The following is a 17,590-nucleotide window of genomic DNA, read 5'->3' on the forward strand; positions in this document are numbered from 1 at the left end:
AAATTTTCGAAAAGATCCGAGCAGATCCGGACCGCGCGCAACACCATCAGCGGCACCGTCGCGCTACGGGTCGGCGGTGTCGGCCGCGCCCGGACAATGCGGCATGGACACCAGCCGGCCGGCTGCGACTCGCCCGGCCGCTGTATGGAACTCTGTCAGATGAGCGCCCCGGGAGGAAGCACCTTGACGGACTCGACACCGGTCACCCTGCACGACGTCCGCGACGCGGCCGCGCGGATAGCCGGCGCCGCGCACCGCACCCCTGTGCTGCGCTCGCGCACTCTGGACGCCATGGTCGGCGCCGAGGTCTTCGTCAAGTGCGAAAACCTGCAACGGGTCGGGGCGTTCAAGTTTCGTGGCGCCTACAACACAATCTCCCGGCTGTCACCGGCTCAGCTGGCCCGGGGCATCGCCGCGTACTCGTCCGGTAACCATGCCCAGGCCGTCGCGCTGGCCGCCCGGGAGTTGGGCAGCACCGCAGTGATCGTGATGCCGCAGGACACCCCGGCGGCCAAGATGGCGGCGGTCCGCGGTTACGGGGCCGAGATCGTCACCTACGACCGGTACACCGGTGACCGGGTCGCCATCGGTACGGCGTTGGCCGCCGACCGGGGACTGGCCCTGGTCCCGCCGTACGATCACCCGCACGTCATCGCCGGGCAGGGCACCGCAGCGCTCGAGCTGGTCGAGGAGGTCGGCCCGCTCGACGCGCTGCTGGTGCCGGTCGGTGGCGGCGGGCTGGCGGCGGGCACCGCAGTCGCCTCGAAAGGACTACTGCCCCGGATCCGGGTGATCGGCGTCGAACCGGCGGCCGGCGACGACACGTTGCGATCGCTGGCCGCCGGCCGACGGGTCACCATCCCGGTGCCACGCACGATCGCCGACGGGCAGGCCGCCGAGACGCCCGGTGAGCTGACCTTCGCGATCAACCGGCAACTGCTCGACGACATCGCGCTGGTCGATGACGACGAGATCCGGATGGCGATGCGGTTCGCCTTCGACCGGATGCGGGTCGTCGTCGAGCCCAGCGGCGCGACCGGGCTGGCCGCCCTACTGGCAGGTCGGTCGGTATCGACGCTACGGCGGGTCGGCGTGATCGTCTCCGGCGGCAACGTCGATACCCGGCGCTTCGTCGACCTGATGTCCACCGCCGAGTCGCCCCGGCCGGCTGATCCCAGGTAACTCACCCGACGCGGGTGATGCGGGTCGGTCTCGGCCCGACCTACGGTGCACCGAGGACGTCACACGGCGCGAGGAGGTGGGGTCGGATGGTCGACACGGTCGAGGACGCGCTGGATCGGCTGGTTCGCGACGCAAGCTCGGTCCTGACCCGGCTGCCACCCCGGCTGAGCGGCACCGTTCGCTTCGACGTGCACGACGAGAGCAGGACGACGCACTGGTTTGTCACCCTGGGAACCGGGAAGGTCCAGGTGTCGTCGACGGGGCCCGAGCCGGATTCGATCATCCGCAGTGAACGGGTCCGCTTCGACCGGTTGGCCCGGGGCGAGGACCGGTTCATCCCCCTGCTGTTCCGCAACACGGTCGTCGTCGAGGGAGACCTGGGCCTTGCGGACCAGATCTGCCGGGTCCTGTTCGGCAGTGTGCCGGCCGGGCTGCATCCAAGGGACTTCACCCGGAGGGAGGCCGTCAAGAATGAACGAGAAGACCGTCAGCATCCTGGACGGGAACACCTTCGTGGTGACTGACGAACGCGGTGACGTGACCGCCTCACCGGACCTGCCAACCGGCCTGTTCTCGTTCGATACGCGCTTCCTCTCCACCTGGGTGCTCCGGATCGACGGCCATCGACTGAACGCGCTGTCCCAGGACGACCTGCACTTCTTCGAGACCCGCTTCTTCCTCGTGCCGGGCCGACCCACTCACTACGTCGACGCCAAGCTGTCCGTCATCCGGGAGCAGTCGATCGGCGCGGCGTTCGTCGAGCGGATCACCGTGCTCAACCATGACATCGCGCCGGCAACCCTGACCCTGCGAGTCGACATGGACACCGACTTCGCGGACCTGTTCGAAATCAAGGACGTTCAGCACAAGCGCGGAACGAAGTCGGTCCAGCACGACGACGGTCGGCTGCGGTACAGCTACCGGCGGGAGACCTTTCGGCGGGACACCGTCATCTCCAGCACGCTTCCGGCCCGGATCGACGACGACGGCATGACGTTCGACGTCACCCTGGAGCCGCGCGGTCAATGGCAGACCGAACTCCGGGTGGAACCGGTGATCAATGGCGGCGACCCCACGTCGCCGACCATCTGGGGCGCCTACCGGCGCCGGGCCCGACCGCAACTACGCCAAGAGCTGGAGCGCTGGATCGACCAGGCGCCGGAGTTGCTCGCCGACAACCCCAACCTCACCACGGCGTATGAGCGAAGCCTGATCGACCTCGCCGCCATGCGGTATGCCTCGCTGACCGCCACCGGCGCGATCCCGACCGCTGGGCTGCCCTGGTTCATGACGCTGTTCGGCCGGGACAGCATCTTCATCAGCCTGCAGACCATGCCGTTCCTACCCCAGCTGACTCCCCCGGTGCTGCGACTGCTCGGCTCATTGCAGGGCGGCAGCCTAGACGACCTGCGGGAGGAGGAGCCCGGCAAGATACTGCACGAATTCCGGTACGGCGAGTCTGCGGCGTTCGAGGAGCAGCCGCACACCCCGTACTACGGCTCGGCCGACGCGACTCCGCTGTTCGTGATCCTGCTCGACGAGTACGAACGGTGGAGCGGCGACGTCGAACTGGTCCGCGGGCTCGAACGCCAGGCCCGCGCCGCGTTGCACTGGATCGACGAATACGGGGACCTGGTCGGCAACGGCTACGTCTCCTACTGGCGACGCAACACCCGCAATGGTCTGGAGAACCAGTGTTGGAAGGACTCCTGGGACGCGATCTCCTACCGTGACGGACGGCTGTCCGCGCTGCCGAGGGCAACCTGCGAGCTGCAGGGTTACGCCTATGACGCCAAAATCCGTGGCGCCCGGCTGGCCCGCCAGTTCTGGAACGACCCAGCGTACGCCGACCGGCTGGAGCGGGAGGCCGCCGACCTGAAGCAGCGGTTCAACCGCGACTTCTGGGTGGCCGACGGCGAGTACTACGCGCTCGCTCTCGACCCGGACGGCACCCCGGTCGACGCGCTGGCGTCGAACATGGGGCACCTGCTGTGGAGCGGAATCGTCGAGCCGGATCGGGCCGGCAAGTTGGCCGAGTATCTGCTCGGGCCGGCGATGTTCTCCGGCTGGGGGGTACGGACGTTGGCCGAGACCGAGGCACGGTACAACCCGGTCGGCTACCACGTGGGGTCGGTCTGGCCGTTCGACAACTCGATCATCGCCTGGGGGCTGCGCCGGTACGGGTTCCGCGAGGAGGCCGCCCGGATCGCGGAAGGGATGATCGAGGCGTCCGGGTTCTTCGACGGACGGTTGCCGGAGGCCTTCGCCGGCTACCGACGCGAGTTGACCGAATATCCGGTCGAGTACCCGACGGCGTGCAGCCCACAGGGCTGGTCGGCGGGGGCGGTGCTGCTGCTGCTGCGTACCATGCTGGATCTCACCCCGTACCAGGACCATCTGGGCGTCGACCCGCATCTCCCGCCGTCGATACCCCGGATCGAGCTGCTCGACGTACCCGGCCGGTGGGGCCGGGCGGACGCGCTCGGCCGACGGGCCGAGCGTCACCAGCGGCAGCACACCGGGCTGCTCGCCCGGCTGGGACACAGCGACAACGGCTGACTCGGGGCGGCCACGCCCCGGGCCGGTCAGTGCGCGTCACGGGTACGTTCGACGAGCGCCGTGCCGCGCCGCGCGGCGGCGCCGGCGTCCACCGACAGGTCCGGGTCATCCGCCGGACGCGGCACGCACAGCAGCAACGCCGCCGGCTGGACCGTCACCCGCAGCGTGGCGCCGGGTTCGATCAGGTCGCCGTCGAGCTCGCGGGGTTGGTCGCGGTCACTGACCACCGACACCTCGCGCCCCCGGTACACCTGCATCCGCGGCACCCGTCGCCGACCCCGTACCAGTGCCCAGGCCAGCGCAAGCCAGTGCCGCAGCGTCCGTGGCGTCAGCACGGCGACGTCGAGCAGACCGTCGTCGGGTTCGGCGTCGGCCAGCAGGGTCATCCCGCCCTGCAGCCGGCCGACGTTGGCCACCAGCACGGTGCGGGCCCGGGACCGTACCGGCGGCTGGTCGTCGATCTGGACCTGCACCGGCACCGGCCGGTCCCGCAGGTGCCGCACGGCGCCGGCAACGTACGCCAGCCAGCCGATCCGTGCCTTGGCCTGCTCGGAGGTGGCGGCCAGCAGGCTCGCGTCGAACCCCATGCCAGCCATCACCACGAAGCAGCGCTCGTCGTCGAGCCGACCGACGTCGAGCCGGCGGGTCTGCCGTTCCACCGCGACCTCCAGCCCGGCCGCGAGGTCGGTCGACAGCCCCAGGTTGGCGGCGAGCAGGTTACCGGTGCCGGCCGGCAGGATGGCGAGCGCCACGTCGGTGCCGACCAGACCGGCGACACACGACATCACGGTGCCGTCGCCGCCGCAGGCGAACACGACGTCAACCCCGGCCGCGACCGCGTCCCGGGCCTGCGTCCGCCCCGGTTCGGCGACCGTCGTCTCCAGCCAGATCGGTGCCGCCCAGCCGGCTTCGGCCAGGCTCGCGTCGACCGCCGCTCGCAGGACGTCGAGGTCAGTAACCTTCGTAGGGTTGACCACTACGGCGGACCGTACCGGCGCTGTCTGCTTCTGCACCAGGTCAGTGTGGGCCACCGGGTCAGCCGGTGACGCGGAAGGTGGCGTCGGCGCGTGCCTGCGCGTCGGCGATCGGGTCGAGGCGCAGTTGGTAGCCGTAGTGCCGGATGTAGCGGTCCGGGAAGTTGTAGGACTGGAACGACGACCATCCGGCGTCGGCCAGGCCGACGACCCGGCGGAAGGTGGCGTCGGCGGCGAAGACCGCCGAGCCGTCGTCGGGTGCCAACTCGAAGTCGAACGCGTAGTGCCGCAGGTAGTGGCCCGGATAGTTGACCGATTCGATCGAGACGTACCCCGAGCCGCCGGACAGGCCGGGCACCAGCCGGAACTGCGCGTCCTGGGCCGGGCTGACGTTGGCGTCGATGCGCACGTCGAAGTTGGCGTGCCGCACGTAGCGGTCCGGGTAGTTGTACGACTGAATTCGGTTCACCGGGGTGGTCGTGCCCCAGCGGGCAAGCACCCTGGACTGCTCGGCCGCGGTCAGGTTGAGGATCGATCCGTGCCGCTTGCGGCTGCCGCCCATGCTGTAGTCCGACCGGGTCCGGAAGTTGCCCGTGCCGCCCAGGTTAGTCGAGGTGACCGGCAGGTAGCCGCGGCCGGTGGCGTACTGGTCAAGCCAGAGCACCCACTCGTCACGGCCGTTGAACTGGGCCCACATCGGGCCCTCGACGACGTTGCCGCCGCCGGTGCCGTTGGAGATGCCCAGGTGCGACAGGTTGCCGAGGGTCGTCCAGTTACCGAGGATCGAGTTGCTCGCCTCGATGGTGATGTGACCGTCGGCCGACGCCCGGTAGTAGCGGTAGCCGCCGACGCTGTTCGGGACCTCGATGATCTGGGTGTCGATGATGCCCTGGCCGCTACCCCGATCGATGTACAGCTGCGGAGCACCGATGGTACGGAAGTCGCTGGTCCGCGCGTACCAGATGCGGTGCTTGGTGACCCCGTTGCGGGCCGAGTTGGTCGCCCAGTAGACGACGTAGTCACCGGTCGCCGGGTTGTAGATCGCCTCCGGTGCCCAGGCGTTGCCGGCGCCCGCGATACCGTTGGCGACGTTGAGCAGCCACGGTGCCGACCAGTTGACCAGGTCGGTGGACTCCCAGACGACGATCGAGGTGCTGCCCCGGTTGGCGGCGTCGTTCCACGACGTTCCGCTGGCGATCCGCAGATCGGTGGCGATGATCCAGTACCGGTCGCCGGCCGGTGAGCGGACCAGGACCGGGTCCCGCACGCCACGGGTGCCCACTGTGGATATCAGGACCGGGCTGCCGTTGTTGAGGTCGGTCCAGTGCAGCCCGTCGGTACTGTGCGCCAGATAGATCTGCTCGCCGTTGGTCGACTCCCCGGTGAAGTGGGCCAACAGGTATCCGGTGAACGGGTCGAGGGCGGCAGCCGGTCTCGCCGCGGTCACCGACCATGAGGTGAACAGCAGGCAGGCGGCGGCGAGGACGGCGCTGAGCCGGGCAAGGGTCCTCGGCATCGGGTCTCCTTCAGTTGGAGTTGGTCGGGTCCGGCCAGCGCCGGCGGTCCGCCGCCTACGTGCTGGCGCACGACGTGGCACTGCCGGGCACCGGACGGCAGCGACGCCGCAGGCGACAGGTATCCAGATCATCCGATGTTATCGCTAACACGGCACCCGGTACGATTGCCGCGCGATTGCCGGATTGAATCGACAGTGTTAACTACCTGCAGTCTCGATGTCAATGGGTCGAGGGCCGGCAGCGGATACCCGTGTCCGCCGGGGAGTCGGCCAACGGCTCCCCGGCGCTGCTTAAGCTGGTGCATGCTCGATGAACTCGTCGCACGTGCCCACCGGCTTGTCCCCCGCGACGGCCGACTCCTGCTCGGCATCACCGGCTGCCCGGCGGCGGGCAAATCGACGCTGGCGGCGCTGCTGGTCGCCGGGCTGCGGCAGGTCGGGGTTCCGGCGGCGCTGGTGCCGATGGACGGCTTCCACCTGTCCGACGCGGCACTGGACCGGCTCGGCCGGCGCGACCGCAAGGGCGCCATCGACACCTTCGACGGTGACGGCTACCTCGCCCTGCTGCACCGGCTGCGGACCGAGCGGCATCGGACCGTCTGGGCGCCGGGTTTCGAACGTGACCTCGAACAACCGGTGGCCGGCACCATCGCGGTGGACCCACCGGTACGGCTGGTCGTCACCGAAGGAAACTACCTGCTCGCGGACGCAGAGCCCTGGCCGGCGGTACGTGCGCTGCTGGCCGAGGTGTGGTTCTGCCAACTCGACGACGACGTACGGCGGGACCGTCTCATCCGCCGGCACGTCGAGTTCGGCAAGTCACCCGCCGCCGCCCGCGCCTGGGTAGCCACGGTCGACGACCCGAACGCCCGGTTGATCGGGGCCGGTCGAGACCGAGCCGACCTCGTCGTCGACATGACCACGTTGGGACCGGCCGACGGCAACGCTCCGCGCCCGGTTGACCGGCCGCCCCGGCCCGGCGGACGCTAGCGGCACGGCTGGCCGGCGGCGCTAACAGCACGGCTGCCCGCCGTGCCGGTCCGGCGGGTCTTCGGCTCCGCCGGAGGACGGGGCGGCCGCCGGGCCATCCGCCCGGGCCAGCAGGAACAACGGGAGCAGCACCGCCGCACCGGCACTGACCGCCAACACCGGGTACCCGACGGTGCCGAGCACCATTCCGGCACCGACGCTGGCCACCGCCGAGGCTCCCCAGGCGACCGCGTCCACGCCCCCCTGGACGTGCTGGCGGTCGGCGAGTGTCAACGACTGGGTGAGCAGGCCGCTGCCGCCGACGAAGGTGAGGTTCCAGCCGGAACCGAGTAGGAACAGCGCGACGTACAGCTGCGCGCTTGCGGCCGCCGGCACCAATGCGACCATCGTGGACAGGGCGATCAACCCGATGCCGGCGAGGATCGCCGTCCGTGCCCCGAACCGGTCGACGATGTGCCCGGACAGCGGCGCCAGCAGGAACATGCCGAGCAGGTGCGAGCTGACCACCGCACCTACCGCGCCAAGGTCGTGACCGTGCATGTCCATGTGTAACGGCGCCATTGTCATCACGGCGACCATCGACACCTGGCCGGCGGTCATCGACACCACCGCGGTACGGACCACCGGACGTCGCCACACCCCGACCGACACGGCACCCGGCTTCGTGTCACCGGGCGTCAGGGCAGCGCGCCGCGTACCGGCCCGGGTCGTCGGCAGGGTCGCCGACGCCGCTGCCGCGGCACCCGCACCGACCAGCGCCAGGAGGTACGGCCCGGCGAGCGGCGGCAGACCCAGCCCGGCGGAGAACCGCGCGAGTGGCGCGATCAGGTTGGGCCCGGCCAACGCGCCGACGGTACCCGCCCAGACGACGACGCCGACCGCGAAACCCCTGCGGTCGGGCGGGTACAGGTCCGCCGCGCAGTACCGGGCCAGCTGCGCTGCGCCGTTGCCGACACCGAGCAGCAGCATGCCGACCATCAGCGGGCCCGCCGCGTCGGCCAGCACGGCGCCGCCCGCGACGACCGCACCGACGGCCGCGACCAGGTAGCCCAACACGAGCGCGGTACGGCTGCCACGTCTGGCCAGCACGGCGGCGAGCGTCAGGGTGCCGACGGCGGAGCCGACGATTCCGGCCGCGTTCGGTATGCCGCTCCACAGCGGGCTGAGCAACTGCGCCCCGACGAGAGTGCTCACCGTGCTCGCACCGACCATCGGCACGTGGGTCACCGCCGCGCCGGTGAACAGCGCGGCCATCGGCCGGTGTCGGGTCCGGCGGGCCTCGACCGCGGCGGGCACCATGGTCAGCCAGGTCTCTCGACGAGGATGCCCCTGGGCACTGGCACAGACATGTGCCGACCTCTTCTGCGAGACGTCGGCTGTGGCGGAACGTTGTCAAGATTCTTTACGGCTGGCGGCTGCGGTGCTTCTCCGGCGTTGCCCGGCCGACGTGTCGGGTGCAGACGACGGGCGGGCCATCGGTTTCGCCGATGGCCCGCCCTGTGCGGTGCCGGCCGGCTCACGGCGTACCGCGGCCGGAGGTGCCCGGGTCAGAGGTGTCAGTTCGGGGCGTGGACTCCGGTCGCCGCGTAGTCCTTGATGGATCCTCGGACGTACATCTCGCTTCCGGTGTTACCAGCCGGCGAACGGCGTGGTGGAGGCGTTGCGTCCGTACACGTCTGTGTAGACCGTGGATGGCCCGCTGTTGCGCACCGAGAAGGTGCCGGGCCGGTACTCGCGCAGGGTGCCCTTGAACGGCGATCGGGGATCGCCCCAGGCGACCTGTTGGCCGGTCTGCTGGGTCACCTGTCGAGCCTCGGCGCAGTAGTCGCCACCGACCAGGTCGGTGTAGCACAGGTCCACGATCCGGCCCATCCTGTTCGGCAGTGTCGGGTCGTAGTACCGGGAGGGATTGACGACGTAGAACAGCCGCGCGAGGTGAAAGTCCAGCCCGGAGCCCGTCACCCGCACGTCGGAGAACCAGAAGTCGTCCATGTCGGAAACCGTGAACGGCACCGGGTTGGGGTAGAGCGGGTCGAAATGCGTACGACCTTCCCGGATCGCGTCGATACAGCCGTTCTCGGCGATCAACCGGCTCAGCGATCGGGTGTCCGACGGCGAGTCCGCCGGCACCGGGGGTGCGACGTCGATGAGCGGACGACCGAAGCCGGGGCATTCGCTGGGGCTGAAGCCGCCGGGTCGGCCAAGCGGGATCATCGCGTTGTATCGAGCCTCGGTGACCGGGCCACCGTTGCTCCCGACGCAGCGCTGGTTGAACAGCAGCTCGTGGACGTTGTTGGTGAACGCGTCCGGCGAGTGGGTACCCTGGTGGAACTTCAGCAAGACGTCGCAGACGGCGATCGTGGGCCGCTCCGGTGGGAAGAAGCTGGTGCCGTTGTCCCCCTGGATGACGTTGCTGTTGTTCACCACCAGTACCTTGTGCCCGACGTGGTCCTCGTGGCGGTGACTGTGGTCGGGCATGTTGTCCAGCATGACCTCGCTGGTGTAGCCGAAGGCCGGCCAGCCTGCGGTGCCGTACAGGTCCGAGGTCCGCGGATCGTCACCGTGTTCGTGGCCGAAGTAGCAGCCGCTCGGGTGCCAGGTCGGGTAGACCTTGCCGTCTGGGCCGTAGGTCCAGTACCGGGCGTGGATCTCGACCGAGCACTCGCCGGCCCGCGGCAGGTAGCCCTTCTCGTTGGCGGTGGCGATCAGTTCGTACGCCCGGCTCCTGGGCGCGCTCGCCGGTGGCAGCGCAGTGCCCCAGGCCGGGTCGCCGGGCGGCATCGGCGGCGGCGCGGTGGTCGGCGGTGGACTGGACGGCGGCGCGGTCGTGGGTGGAGGGGTGGTGGGGTCGGTGGGCGACCCCGTACAGGTGGTGCCGTTGAGCGCGAAGCTGGTCGGGGCGGTGTTGCTGCCGTTCCACGACCCGTTGAAGCCGAACGACGTAGTCGCCCCGGTAGCGATGTTGCCGTTGTAGCTGGCGTTGCGGGCAGTGATCTGTCCACCGCTCTGCGACACCGTGGCGTTCCACGCCTGGGTGATCTGCTGACCGTTGCCGTAGCTCCAGGTCAACGTCCACGAGCTGACCGGGTCACCGAGGTTGGTGACGGCCACGCTGGCCGTGAAGCCACCCGGCCACTGCGAGGCGACGGAGTAGGTGACGCCGCATCCGACGGCAGCGTACGCGGCCGTGACGGCCACTCCGCTTCCGGCGATGACGGCCGTCACGGTCGCGGCTGACCACAGCCGGGACCGGTACCGGTGTTAACGCATGTGCTGGCTCTCCTCCACTGACGTGCGGACGGATCGACAGGGCGCGCTTTCACCTACGGTCGACCACCCCGGGTGGCCTGAAGCGCGAGGTGTCCCGGTGTGGCGCGGCACGGGTGGCACCGGGCAGCGCAGCGTGGTGGATCGTCCGAAGGGAAGACAGCGAACGCACCATCGATAGATGCTCATAAATGTTATGCCGGCGCACTCACTGTCAACTGGATACGCTGACGTCCACCGATGTAAGGTTGATCATCTTTGGAGCAGCCGAACCTCGCCTACCCGTTCTCGACCCCGGGCAGGTCGAACGTGTGCGCGAGCTGCGCGCGACCGTCGACGCCGACGCGCTCCGACACGAGCTCCGGACACTCCCGGCACCCCGGGTCCGGGTGCTCACCCCGGACGCCTGCGCCGAGCTGGACGGTGACCTACGGGACCGTTTCGCGGCAGCGGGCTGGACGGCCCGACTCGACCGGTTTCACGCGCGGGGTGTCCCCCAGTGGGGGCCGAGCGGGCGGTACGAGGACGTCCTGACCGACGTGGACATCGACGGCGTCAACATCGTCGCCGCCAAGGAGGGCGAGCTCTCCGAGGTGGTCCTGGTCCTCGCCCACCACGACACGGTTCCAGGCACCGGCGGCGCCGACGACAACGGCACCGGCGTGGTCGGACTACTGGAACTGGCACGACTGCTGGGTGGGACACGGTTCCGCCGTACGGTGCTGCTCGTCGCGGTCGACCACGAGGAACTCGGCTTTCACGGTGCCCGTCACCTGGTGCGGCAGATGTCGGTTGCCAGGCGGAAGGTGGTCGGCGCCTATGTGTTCGAGATGCTCGGATTCGCTAGCACGGAGCCCGGCAGCCAACATCTGCCGACCGGGCTCGGCCTGCTCTACCCTGGGCAGATCAAGCGAATTCGGCGCGACGGGCAGCGAGCGGACTTCGCTGCCGTGCTCTACCAGCGGTCCAGTCGTACGATGGCGACGCTGTTCGCGGCCGCCCTGACCCAGCTGGCCGGCCCGACCGGCACTATTCTGCTCCGCGCACCCACCGACCTCCCTGTGCTGGGGCCGCTGCTTGGCCGTTTCGTGCCGTTCACCCAGCACTTCGCGCGCAGCGACCACCTGCCGTTCTGGGACGCCGATCTGCCCGCGGTCCAAATCACCGACACGGCCAACTTCCGCAACCCGCACTACCACCGGGCCGGCGATGTCCCCGAAACGGTCAGCATGCAGCAGGTGGCGGACGTGGTCGCAGCCACCGCCCTGGCCGTGGAGATCCTGGCGGAGCGGCTCGACTAGCCGGCACTGGCGCCCGCGAAGCCTGGACGGCATCCTGACACCCATGACATCGATCACCGCAGGTGCCTGGATTCGCCGTTACCACTCGGCGGCGGTGGACGCGCCGCGCCTGATCTGCCTCCCGCACGCCGGTGGCAGCGCCAGCTTCTACTTCCGGCACTCGGTCGCCCTGGCCCCCGCCGTCGCGGTTCTCGCCGTGCAGTACCCCGGTCGCATGGAGCGCCACGACGAGCCCTTCGCCAATTCCGTCGCCGACCTCGCAGACGGAGCCTTCGACGCGCTCGCCGCCCTGCCCGACCTCGGCGGCGACGTCTCCCTCTTCGGACACAGCATGGGCGCGACCGTCGCCTTCGAGGTGGCACGACGGCTGGAGAACCGGCTGGGGCTCACTCCTCGCCGGCTCTTCGTCTCCGGCCGCCGCGCTCCGTCCCGGCACCGCGATGAACGCGTACACACTCTCAACGACGACGGCCTCATCGCCGAACTGACGGCCCTCGACGGTTCCGACAGCCGGGTCTTCGCCGACCCGGAGATGCGGGCGCTGCTGCTGCCGGCGATCCGCAACGACTACCGTGCGATCGAGACCTACCGGTGCGCCCCAGACGTGACGATCTCCGCCCCGGTGACGGTACTGACCGGCACCGCCGACCCGACGACCACCCCGGACGAGGCCGACGCGTGGCGCCGGCACACCACCGCGGGCGTCACCATCCACACGATGACCGGCGGGCACTTCTTCCTCAACGAGCACCGCCCAGCCGTCCTCGAAATCGTCACCCGGTCGCTGTCGGCACGCGACGGTATGCCCGACCGGTGAGGCGCCCGGACCCGCAACGCAAGTCACTCAACCGCATGTGCGAACGACGGGTCTAGATCAGCAATCTCCTACCGAGGCACAGTGCATTAGAAGCTGCTGACCAGAGATTACTCCTAGTCAGCGGCTTCTTTAACAACTGTCGGGACGGCCGGATTCGAACCGACGACCCCTTGACCCCCAGTCAAGTGCGCTACCAAGCTGCGCCACGTCCCGCCTCCGCCGACACAACGCCAGCGGCAGCCGGTACAGCGTAGCGCACCGGTCGGCCAGGACTCCGTGGCCCCACCCGACGGCCACGACAGCCACAGCGGCAACAGGCGTCAGCCGTGGGCCTTGCCCCGCCCGCCGGGACCCACCTGCTTGCGCGGGCGCACCGTGACCTCGATCGGGGTTCCCTCGAAGCCGAACTCCTCCCGCAGCTTGCGCTCGACGAACCGCTGGTAGCCGGCGTCGAGCGGGCCGGTGGTGAACAGCACGAACCGGGGCGGCGCCACGCCGGCCTGGGTGGCGAAGAGGATGCGCGGTGCGCGGCCGCCGCGTACCGGGTGCGGGGTGGCCTGCACCAGGGCGGTGATCCACTGGTTGAGCTGGCCGGTCGGGATCCGGGTCTCCCAGCTGGCCAGGGCGGTCCGCAGCGCCGGGGCGAGCCGCTCCACCGACCGGCCGGTCCGGGCGGAGATGTTCACCCGGATCGCCCACGGGATGCGCCGGAGATCCCACTCGATCTCCTTCTCCAGGTAGTACCGCCGGTCGGCGTCGACCAGGTCCCACTTGTTGAACGCGATCACCAGCGCCCGGCCGGCCTCGACGACCATCGACAACACCCGCTGGTCCTGCTCGCTCAGGACTTCGCTGGCGTCGAGCAGGACGACCGCCACCTCGGCCGCTTCGATCGCACCGGCGGTGCGCAGGCTGGCGTAGTACTCGGTGCCGCTGGCCCGGTTTGCGCGCTTGCGCAGCCCAGCGGTGTCGACGAACTGCCAGGGCTCACCGCCGATCTCGACGATGCTGTCCACCGGGTCGACGGTGGTGCCCGCGACGGAGTCGACGACGGCCCGATCCTCCCGGGCGAGCCGGTTGAGCAGACTCGACTTGCCGACGTTCGGCCGGCCGACCAGGGCGACCCGGCGAGGGCCACGCGGCCCACCCGGCTCGGTGACCGGCGGCGGATCAGGTAACGCGTCGAGGACCGCGTCGAGCAGATCACCGGACCCGCGGCCGTGCAGCGCGGAGACCGGGTACGGCTCCCCCAGGCCGAGCGACCACAGGGCGGCCGACTCCAACTCGACGGACATGTTGTCGGCCTTGTTGGCGACCAGCAGGACCGGTTTGGCGCTGCGTCGCAGCATCTTGACCGCGGCCTCGTCGACGTCGGTCGAGCCGACCGTGGCGTCGACGACGAACAGGACGACGTCCGCGGTGGCCACCGCAGCTTCGGCCTGGGCGGCGATCGCGGCGGCGCGGTCGCGGGCATCCGGCTCCCAGCCGCCGGTGTCGACGACGACGAACTGCCGGCCGGACCAGTTGGCGTCGTACGGTACCCGGTCCCGGGTCACGCCCGGGGTGTCCTCCACCACCGCCTGCCGGCGGCCGATGATCCGGTTGACCAGTGTGGACTTGCCGACGTTGGGACGCCCGACGACGGCGACCACCGGGACCGGGGCAGCCGGCCCGGTCCGCTCGTCCGGAACCGCCTCGGCGCTCACCGGGTCGTCCGGGCTGCGAGCAGCTCACGGAGCCGGTCGACGACCTCGTCGATGCCCATCCCGGTGGTGTCCAGCTCGACCGCGTCGGCGGACTGCTGCAACGGGTCGGCGGCCCGGGTCGAGTCGAGCCGGTCGCGGCGGGCCAGCGCCGCCGCTGTCGCCGCCACGTCGGCGGCGGTCTCGGCGCTGCGCCGCATCGCCCGGGCCTCGGCCGAAGCGGTGAGGTAGACCTTGAGGTCGGCGTCGGGTGCGACGACGGAGCCGATGTCACGGCCCTCGACGACGATCGGGGCCGGCTGGTCGATCAACGCGCGCTGCTCGGCGACCAGCCGTTCGCGTACCGCAGGCACGGCGGCCACCGCGGACACTGCGGAGGTGACCTCCTGGCTGCGGATCTCGACGTCCACCGCGACGCCGTCCGCACTGATATGCGGTGCCGCCGGATCGGTGCCGACGGTCAAGGCGACGTCCGACGCGACCTTGACGACCCCGGGCGTGTCGTGCGGATTGACGCCAGACCGGAGCACCGCCCAGGTGATCGCCCGGTACATCGCCCCGGTGTCCAGATAGCGGGCGCCCGTCGCGGTGGCCAGTCGCCGGGAAACGGTGGATTTGCCGGATCCGGACGGACCATCCACCGCCACCACAAAGTGCCCGGTCCGTACCTGCTCAGCCACCGTCGGTTTCCTCTCTTCCGCACCACCGGCCCCGGTAGTCCCGGGAGCATCCACGAGAGCACCTGCCGAGTGCCCGCTTTCCGGGTCCATCATGCCTGGTTAGTCACTGACGGCCGCGAACAGGGCGGCGACCTCCGCGTTGTTCAGCCGCCGGGTCCGCCCCGGCCGCAGGTCACCGAGCCGGATCGGCCCGATGGCGGTCCGCACCAGTCGCGAGACCGGGTGCCCCACCTCGTCGAACAGCCGACGCACGATGTGGTTGCGCCCCTCGTGCAGCACCACCTCAACCTGCGCGGTGCGACCCAGGGTGTCCAGCAGCGCGTACTTGTCCACTTTGGCCGGCCCGTCGTCGAGGTCGACACCGGCGAGCAGCCGGCGGCCGACCGCCCGGGGCACCGGGCCGGCGATCTCACACAGGTACGTCTTCGGCACCCCGTACGACGGATGCATCAGGCGATGCGCCAGCGTGCCGTCGTTGGTCAGCAGCAACAGTCCCTCACTGTCCGCGTCCAGCCGGCCGACGTGGTAGACCCGCTGGTCGACCCGGTCGAGCAGGTCCGACAACGCGGTACGCCCCTTTTCGTCTGCCATGGTGGAAACGACACCGCGGGGCTTGTTCATCGCCAGATAGGCGAGCCGGTGGTCGGCGACGACCCGTTCGCCGTCGACGTGGATGACCGCCGTACGCGGGTCGACCTTGTCACCGAGTTGAGCGATGCGTCCGTCGACCGTCACCCGGCGTCGGAAGATCAGATCCTCGCAGGCCCGCCGCGAGCCGACCCCGGCGGTGGCGAGCACCTTCTGCAGACGCTGGACACCGCTGTCGTCATCGCTGGGCATCGGCAATCTCTTCCACGTCGTCGGGCAGGAACGGCGCGAGCGAGGGTAGCTCCTCGACGCTGTCCAACCCCAGTTTCTCCAGGAACAGCGTCGAGGTGCGGTAGAGGTAGGCGCCGGACTCCGGCTCGCTGCCGCACTCCTCGATCAGGCCACGGGACAACAGGGTACGGATCACCCCGTCGCAGTTGACACCCCGGATCGCGGAGACCCGACCGCGCGTCACCGGCTGCTTGTAGGCGACCACAGCGAGGGTCTCCAGCGCGGCCTGGGTCAGCCGCGCCGACTGCCCGTCGAGCACGAACCGCTCCACGTACGGTGCGTACTCCGGACGGGTGTAGAGCCGCCAGCCGCCAGCCGCCCGGCGCAGGTCGAAGCCGTGACCGGCCGCGGTGTAGCCGGCGGAAAGGTCGGCGAGGACCGCGGCGATCCGGTCGGTGGGCTGCTCCAGCACCTGGGCCAGAACCACCTCGGCGACGGGTTCGTCGATCACGAGCATGATTGCTTCGAGCGCGGCGCGCAGCTCGCCGTCGTCGAGCAACGCCAGCGCCTCCGGTCGGACCGGCGACGGCTCAACCACCGGGGTCGGCTCAGTAGCTGGTGCCGGCTCAGCGACCGACACCGGTTCAGGCTCGGGGTCCGGCTCCGCCGCCGGGACCGGTTCAGGCTCGGGGTCCGGCGGCGGCTCCGGTTCGGGCGCGGGGGCACGCTCCGCTGGTACGGGGGCCCGAGCCCACGGTGGAACCCAGGCGGCCGCCTGCTCGGCGAGCGAGTCAGGCTGCTCGTCGGTGCTCACGAGGTCTCCTCCTGGACGGTGTCCGGCTGGGCGGGCGGTGCCGCCGCGGCGTCCCGTTCCTCCGGGTGGCCGGCGTACTCGTCGATGGTGAGCTCCCCGCCGCCGTCGGCGCCCCCGGTCCAGCGTACGGTCAGATCTCCCAGGGCCTGCTCCTGGCTGAAGCCGACCAGACCCTCCCGGTAGAGCTCCAGCAGCGCGAGGAAGCGTGCGACGACCTCCAGGGTGGACTCGCAGTCCAGGCACAGCGTCTGGAACGTCGCGGTGCCCATCCGGCGCAGCCGGTCACGCAACAGAGTGGCGTGCTCCCGCACGCTCACCCGGATCTGGTGCACGTGGTCGATGGAGACGACCGGTGCGACGCGTGGCGTCATCGCCCTGATCGCGAGCTTCGCGAGCCGCTCCGGACCGACACCGAGCACCAGTTCAGGCAGCGCCTGCGCGTACCGCTCCTCCATGGTGACCGAGCGGGGATAGCGGCGGGCCCCGGCGGTCTCCAGCTCGGCGATGTGCCCCGCGGCCTCCTTGAACGCCTTGTACTGCAACAGCCGGGCGAACAGCAGGTCCCGGGCTTCCAGCAGAGCCAGATCCTCTTCGTCCTCGACCTGGGCGGCGGGCAGCAGCCGGGCCGCCTTGAGGTCGAGCAGGGTCGCCGCGACGACCAGGAACTCACTGGCCTCGTCCAGGTCCCAGTCGTCGCCCATCGCCCGGATGTAGCCGATGAACTCGTCGGTGACCTGGTGCAACGCCACCTCGGTTACGTCCAGCTTGTGTTTCCCGATGAGCTGCAGCAACAGGTCGAACGGGCCGGTGAAGTTGTCCAGCCGGACGGTGAATCCGGTGCTCTCGCCGGGCCGGGCCACCCCGGCGGCGTCGCCGGAGCCGGGTGCCGTATCGGCCACCTGCCCAGCTGTCGCGTCGACCGTCGGAGCGCTCACCCGTCGACCGTAGTCCACCTGCTCGACGAGCTG

At 70.2% G+C, this 17,590-nt stretch carries 15 protein-coding genes and 1 tRNA gene; 6 read left to right on the top strand and 10 right to left on the bottom strand.

Translation table 11 applies throughout. The features are described 5' to 3' along the window. Positions 1–183 precede the first annotated feature (183 nt). The 3 genes from ACFHW1_RS19060 to ACFHW1_RS19070 all read left to right on the top strand — a co-directional run bounded on the left by ACFHW1_RS19060 (position 184) and on the right by ACFHW1_RS19070 (position 3,741). Positions 184–1,182 (top strand): threo-3-hydroxy-L-aspartate ammonia-lyase, encoded by a 999-nt coding sequence (locus ACFHW1_RS19060; protein ID WP_416555087.1) that lies wholly within the window; start codon positions 184–186, stop codon positions 1,180–1,182. An 86-nt stretch (positions 1,183–1,268) separates the two neighbouring features. Beyond that, entirely contained in the window at positions 1,269–1,706 is a 438-nt protein-coding gene (locus ACFHW1_RS19065) for an SCP2 sterol-binding domain-containing protein (protein WP_416555085.1), read from the top strand. Beyond that, complete coding sequence (locus ACFHW1_RS19070) at positions 1,654–3,741, top strand: glycogen debranching N-terminal domain-containing protein (RefSeq protein ID WP_416568281.1); 2,088 nt, start codon at positions 1,654–1,656, stop codon at positions 3,739–3,741. Before ACFHW1_RS19065 ends, ACFHW1_RS19070 begins: the two co-directional genes overlap by 53 nt. 26 nt (positions 3,742–3,767) lie before the next feature. On the opposite strand, the gene ACFHW1_RS19075 is transcribed toward ACFHW1_RS19070, so the two are convergent. Both ACFHW1_RS19075 and ACFHW1_RS19080 read right to left on the bottom strand, forming a co-directional pair. Then, a complete protein-coding gene (locus ACFHW1_RS19075; protein ID WP_416555081.1) occupies positions 3,768–4,754 on the bottom strand; it encodes a diacylglycerol/lipid kinase family protein in 987 nt (328 codons plus the stop codon). Positions 4,755–4,776: 22 nt separating this feature from the next. Beyond that, positions 4,777–6,231 carry a glycoside hydrolase family 43 protein gene (locus tag ACFHW1_RS19080; protein ID WP_416555079.1) on the bottom strand — a complete coding sequence of 485 codons (1,455 nt, stop codon included), beginning with the start codon at positions 6,229–6,231 and terminating at the stop codon, positions 4,777–4,779. Positions 6,232–6,534: 303 nt separating this feature from the next. Here ACFHW1_RS19080 and ACFHW1_RS19085 point away from each other — a divergent pair, with 303 nt between their 5' ends. Continuing rightward, the gene (locus ACFHW1_RS19085; RefSeq protein ID WP_416555077.1) at positions 6,535–7,221 is read left to right on the top strand and encodes a nucleoside/nucleotide kinase family protein; all 687 of its coding nucleotides are present in this window, start codon (positions 6,535–6,537) and stop codon (positions 7,219–7,221) included. A gap of 21 nt (positions 7,222–7,242) precedes the next feature. Here ACFHW1_RS19085 and ACFHW1_RS19090 read toward each other — a convergent pair whose 3' ends face one another. Next, positions 7,243–8,517, bottom strand: a complete 1,275-nt coding sequence (locus tag ACFHW1_RS19090) for an MFS transporter (protein WP_416615867.1) — start codon at positions 8,515–8,517, stop codon at positions 7,243–7,245. A 333-nt stretch (positions 8,518–8,850) separates the two neighbouring features. Beyond that, on the bottom strand, positions 8,851–10,419 hold the full coding sequence (locus ACFHW1_RS19095; RefSeq protein ID WP_416555071.1) for a cellulose-binding domain-containing protein: 1,569 nt from the start codon (positions 10,417–10,419) through the stop codon (positions 8,851–8,853). A 380-nt stretch (positions 10,420–10,799) separates the two neighbouring features. Here ACFHW1_RS19095 and ACFHW1_RS19100 point away from each other — a divergent pair, with 380 nt between their 5' ends. Together ACFHW1_RS19100 and ACFHW1_RS19105 are read left to right on the top strand one after the other, a co-directional pair. Beyond that, positions 10,800–11,789, top strand: a complete 990-nt coding sequence (locus tag ACFHW1_RS19100) for a M20/M25/M40 family metallo-hydrolase (RefSeq protein WP_416555069.1) — start codon at positions 10,800–10,802, stop codon at positions 11,787–11,789. Positions 11,790–11,832: 43 nt separating this feature from the next. Beyond that, positions 11,833–12,606, top strand: a complete 774-nt coding sequence (locus ACFHW1_RS19105) for a thioesterase II family protein (protein WP_416568278.1) — start codon at positions 11,833–11,835, stop codon at positions 12,604–12,606. Between the two features lie 139 nt (positions 12,607–12,745). On the opposite strand, the gene ACFHW1_RS19110 is transcribed toward ACFHW1_RS19105, so the two are convergent. From ACFHW1_RS19110 to ACFHW1_RS19135, 6 genes are all read right to left on the bottom strand, one after another. Then, a tRNA-Pro gene (locus ACFHW1_RS19110) sits at positions 12,746–12,819 on the bottom strand. A 107-nt stretch (positions 12,820–12,926) separates the two neighbouring features. After that, positions 12,927–14,312 carry a ribosome biogenesis GTPase Der gene (der, locus tag ACFHW1_RS19115; protein WP_416615869.1) on the bottom strand — a complete coding sequence of 462 codons (1,386 nt, stop codon included), beginning with the start codon at positions 14,310–14,312 and terminating at the stop codon, positions 12,927–12,929. After that, positions 14,309–14,989 (bottom strand): (d)CMP kinase, encoded by a 681-nt coding sequence (cmk, locus tag ACFHW1_RS19120; protein WP_416555063.1) that lies wholly within the window; start codon positions 14,987–14,989, stop codon positions 14,309–14,311. Before cmk ends, der begins: the two co-directional genes overlap by 4 nt. 99 nt (positions 14,990–15,088) lie before the next feature. Beyond that, positions 15,089–15,829, bottom strand: coding sequence for a pseudouridine synthase (locus ACFHW1_RS19125; RefSeq protein WP_123601318.1), 741 nt, complete (start codon positions 15,827–15,829; stop codon positions 15,089–15,091). Next, positions 15,816–16,622, bottom strand: coding sequence for an SMC-Scp complex subunit ScpB (gene scpB, locus ACFHW1_RS19130; protein WP_416568276.1), 807 nt, complete (start codon positions 16,620–16,622; stop codon positions 15,816–15,818). Before scpB ends, ACFHW1_RS19125 begins: the two co-directional genes overlap by 14 nt. Next, positions 16,619–17,557 carry a segregation and condensation protein A gene (locus ACFHW1_RS19135; RefSeq protein ID WP_416555059.1) on the bottom strand — a complete coding sequence of 313 codons (939 nt, stop codon included), beginning with the start codon at positions 17,555–17,557 and terminating at the stop codon, positions 16,619–16,621. Before ACFHW1_RS19135 ends, scpB begins: the two co-directional genes overlap by 4 nt. Positions 17,558–17,590 lie beyond the last annotated feature (33 nt).

Source organism: Micromonospora sp. LOL_014 (assembly GCF_048060245.1).
Classification (GTDB): Bacteria; Actinomycetota; Actinomycetes; order Mycobacteriales; family Micromonosporaceae; genus Micromonospora_E.

Bases quoted from the DNA above. Each gene is read 5' to 3' on its own strand.
- ACFHW1_RS19065 (WP_416555085.1), top strand. From the start codon at position 1,269: ATGGTCGACACGGTCGAGGACGCGCTGGATCGGCTGGTTCGCGACGCA.
- ACFHW1_RS19105 (WP_416568278.1), top strand. From the start codon at position 11,833: ATGACATCGATCACCGCAGGTGCCTGGATTCGCCGTTACCACTCGGCG.
- ACFHW1_RS19080 (WP_416555079.1), bottom strand. From the start codon at position 6,231: ATGCCGAGGACCCTTGCCCGGCTCAGCGCCGTCCTCGCCGCCGCCTGC.
- ACFHW1_RS19070 (WP_416568281.1), top strand. From the start codon at position 1,654: ATGAACGAGAAGACCGTCAGCATCCTGGACGGGAACACCTTCGTGGTG.
- ACFHW1_RS19085 (WP_416555077.1), top strand. From the start codon at position 6,535: ATGCTCGATGAACTCGTCGCACGTGCCCACCGGCTTGTCCCCCGCGAC.
- ACFHW1_RS19125 (WP_123601318.1), bottom strand. From the start codon at position 15,829: ATGCCCAGCGATGACGACAGCGGTGTCCAGCGTCTGCAGAAGGTGCTC.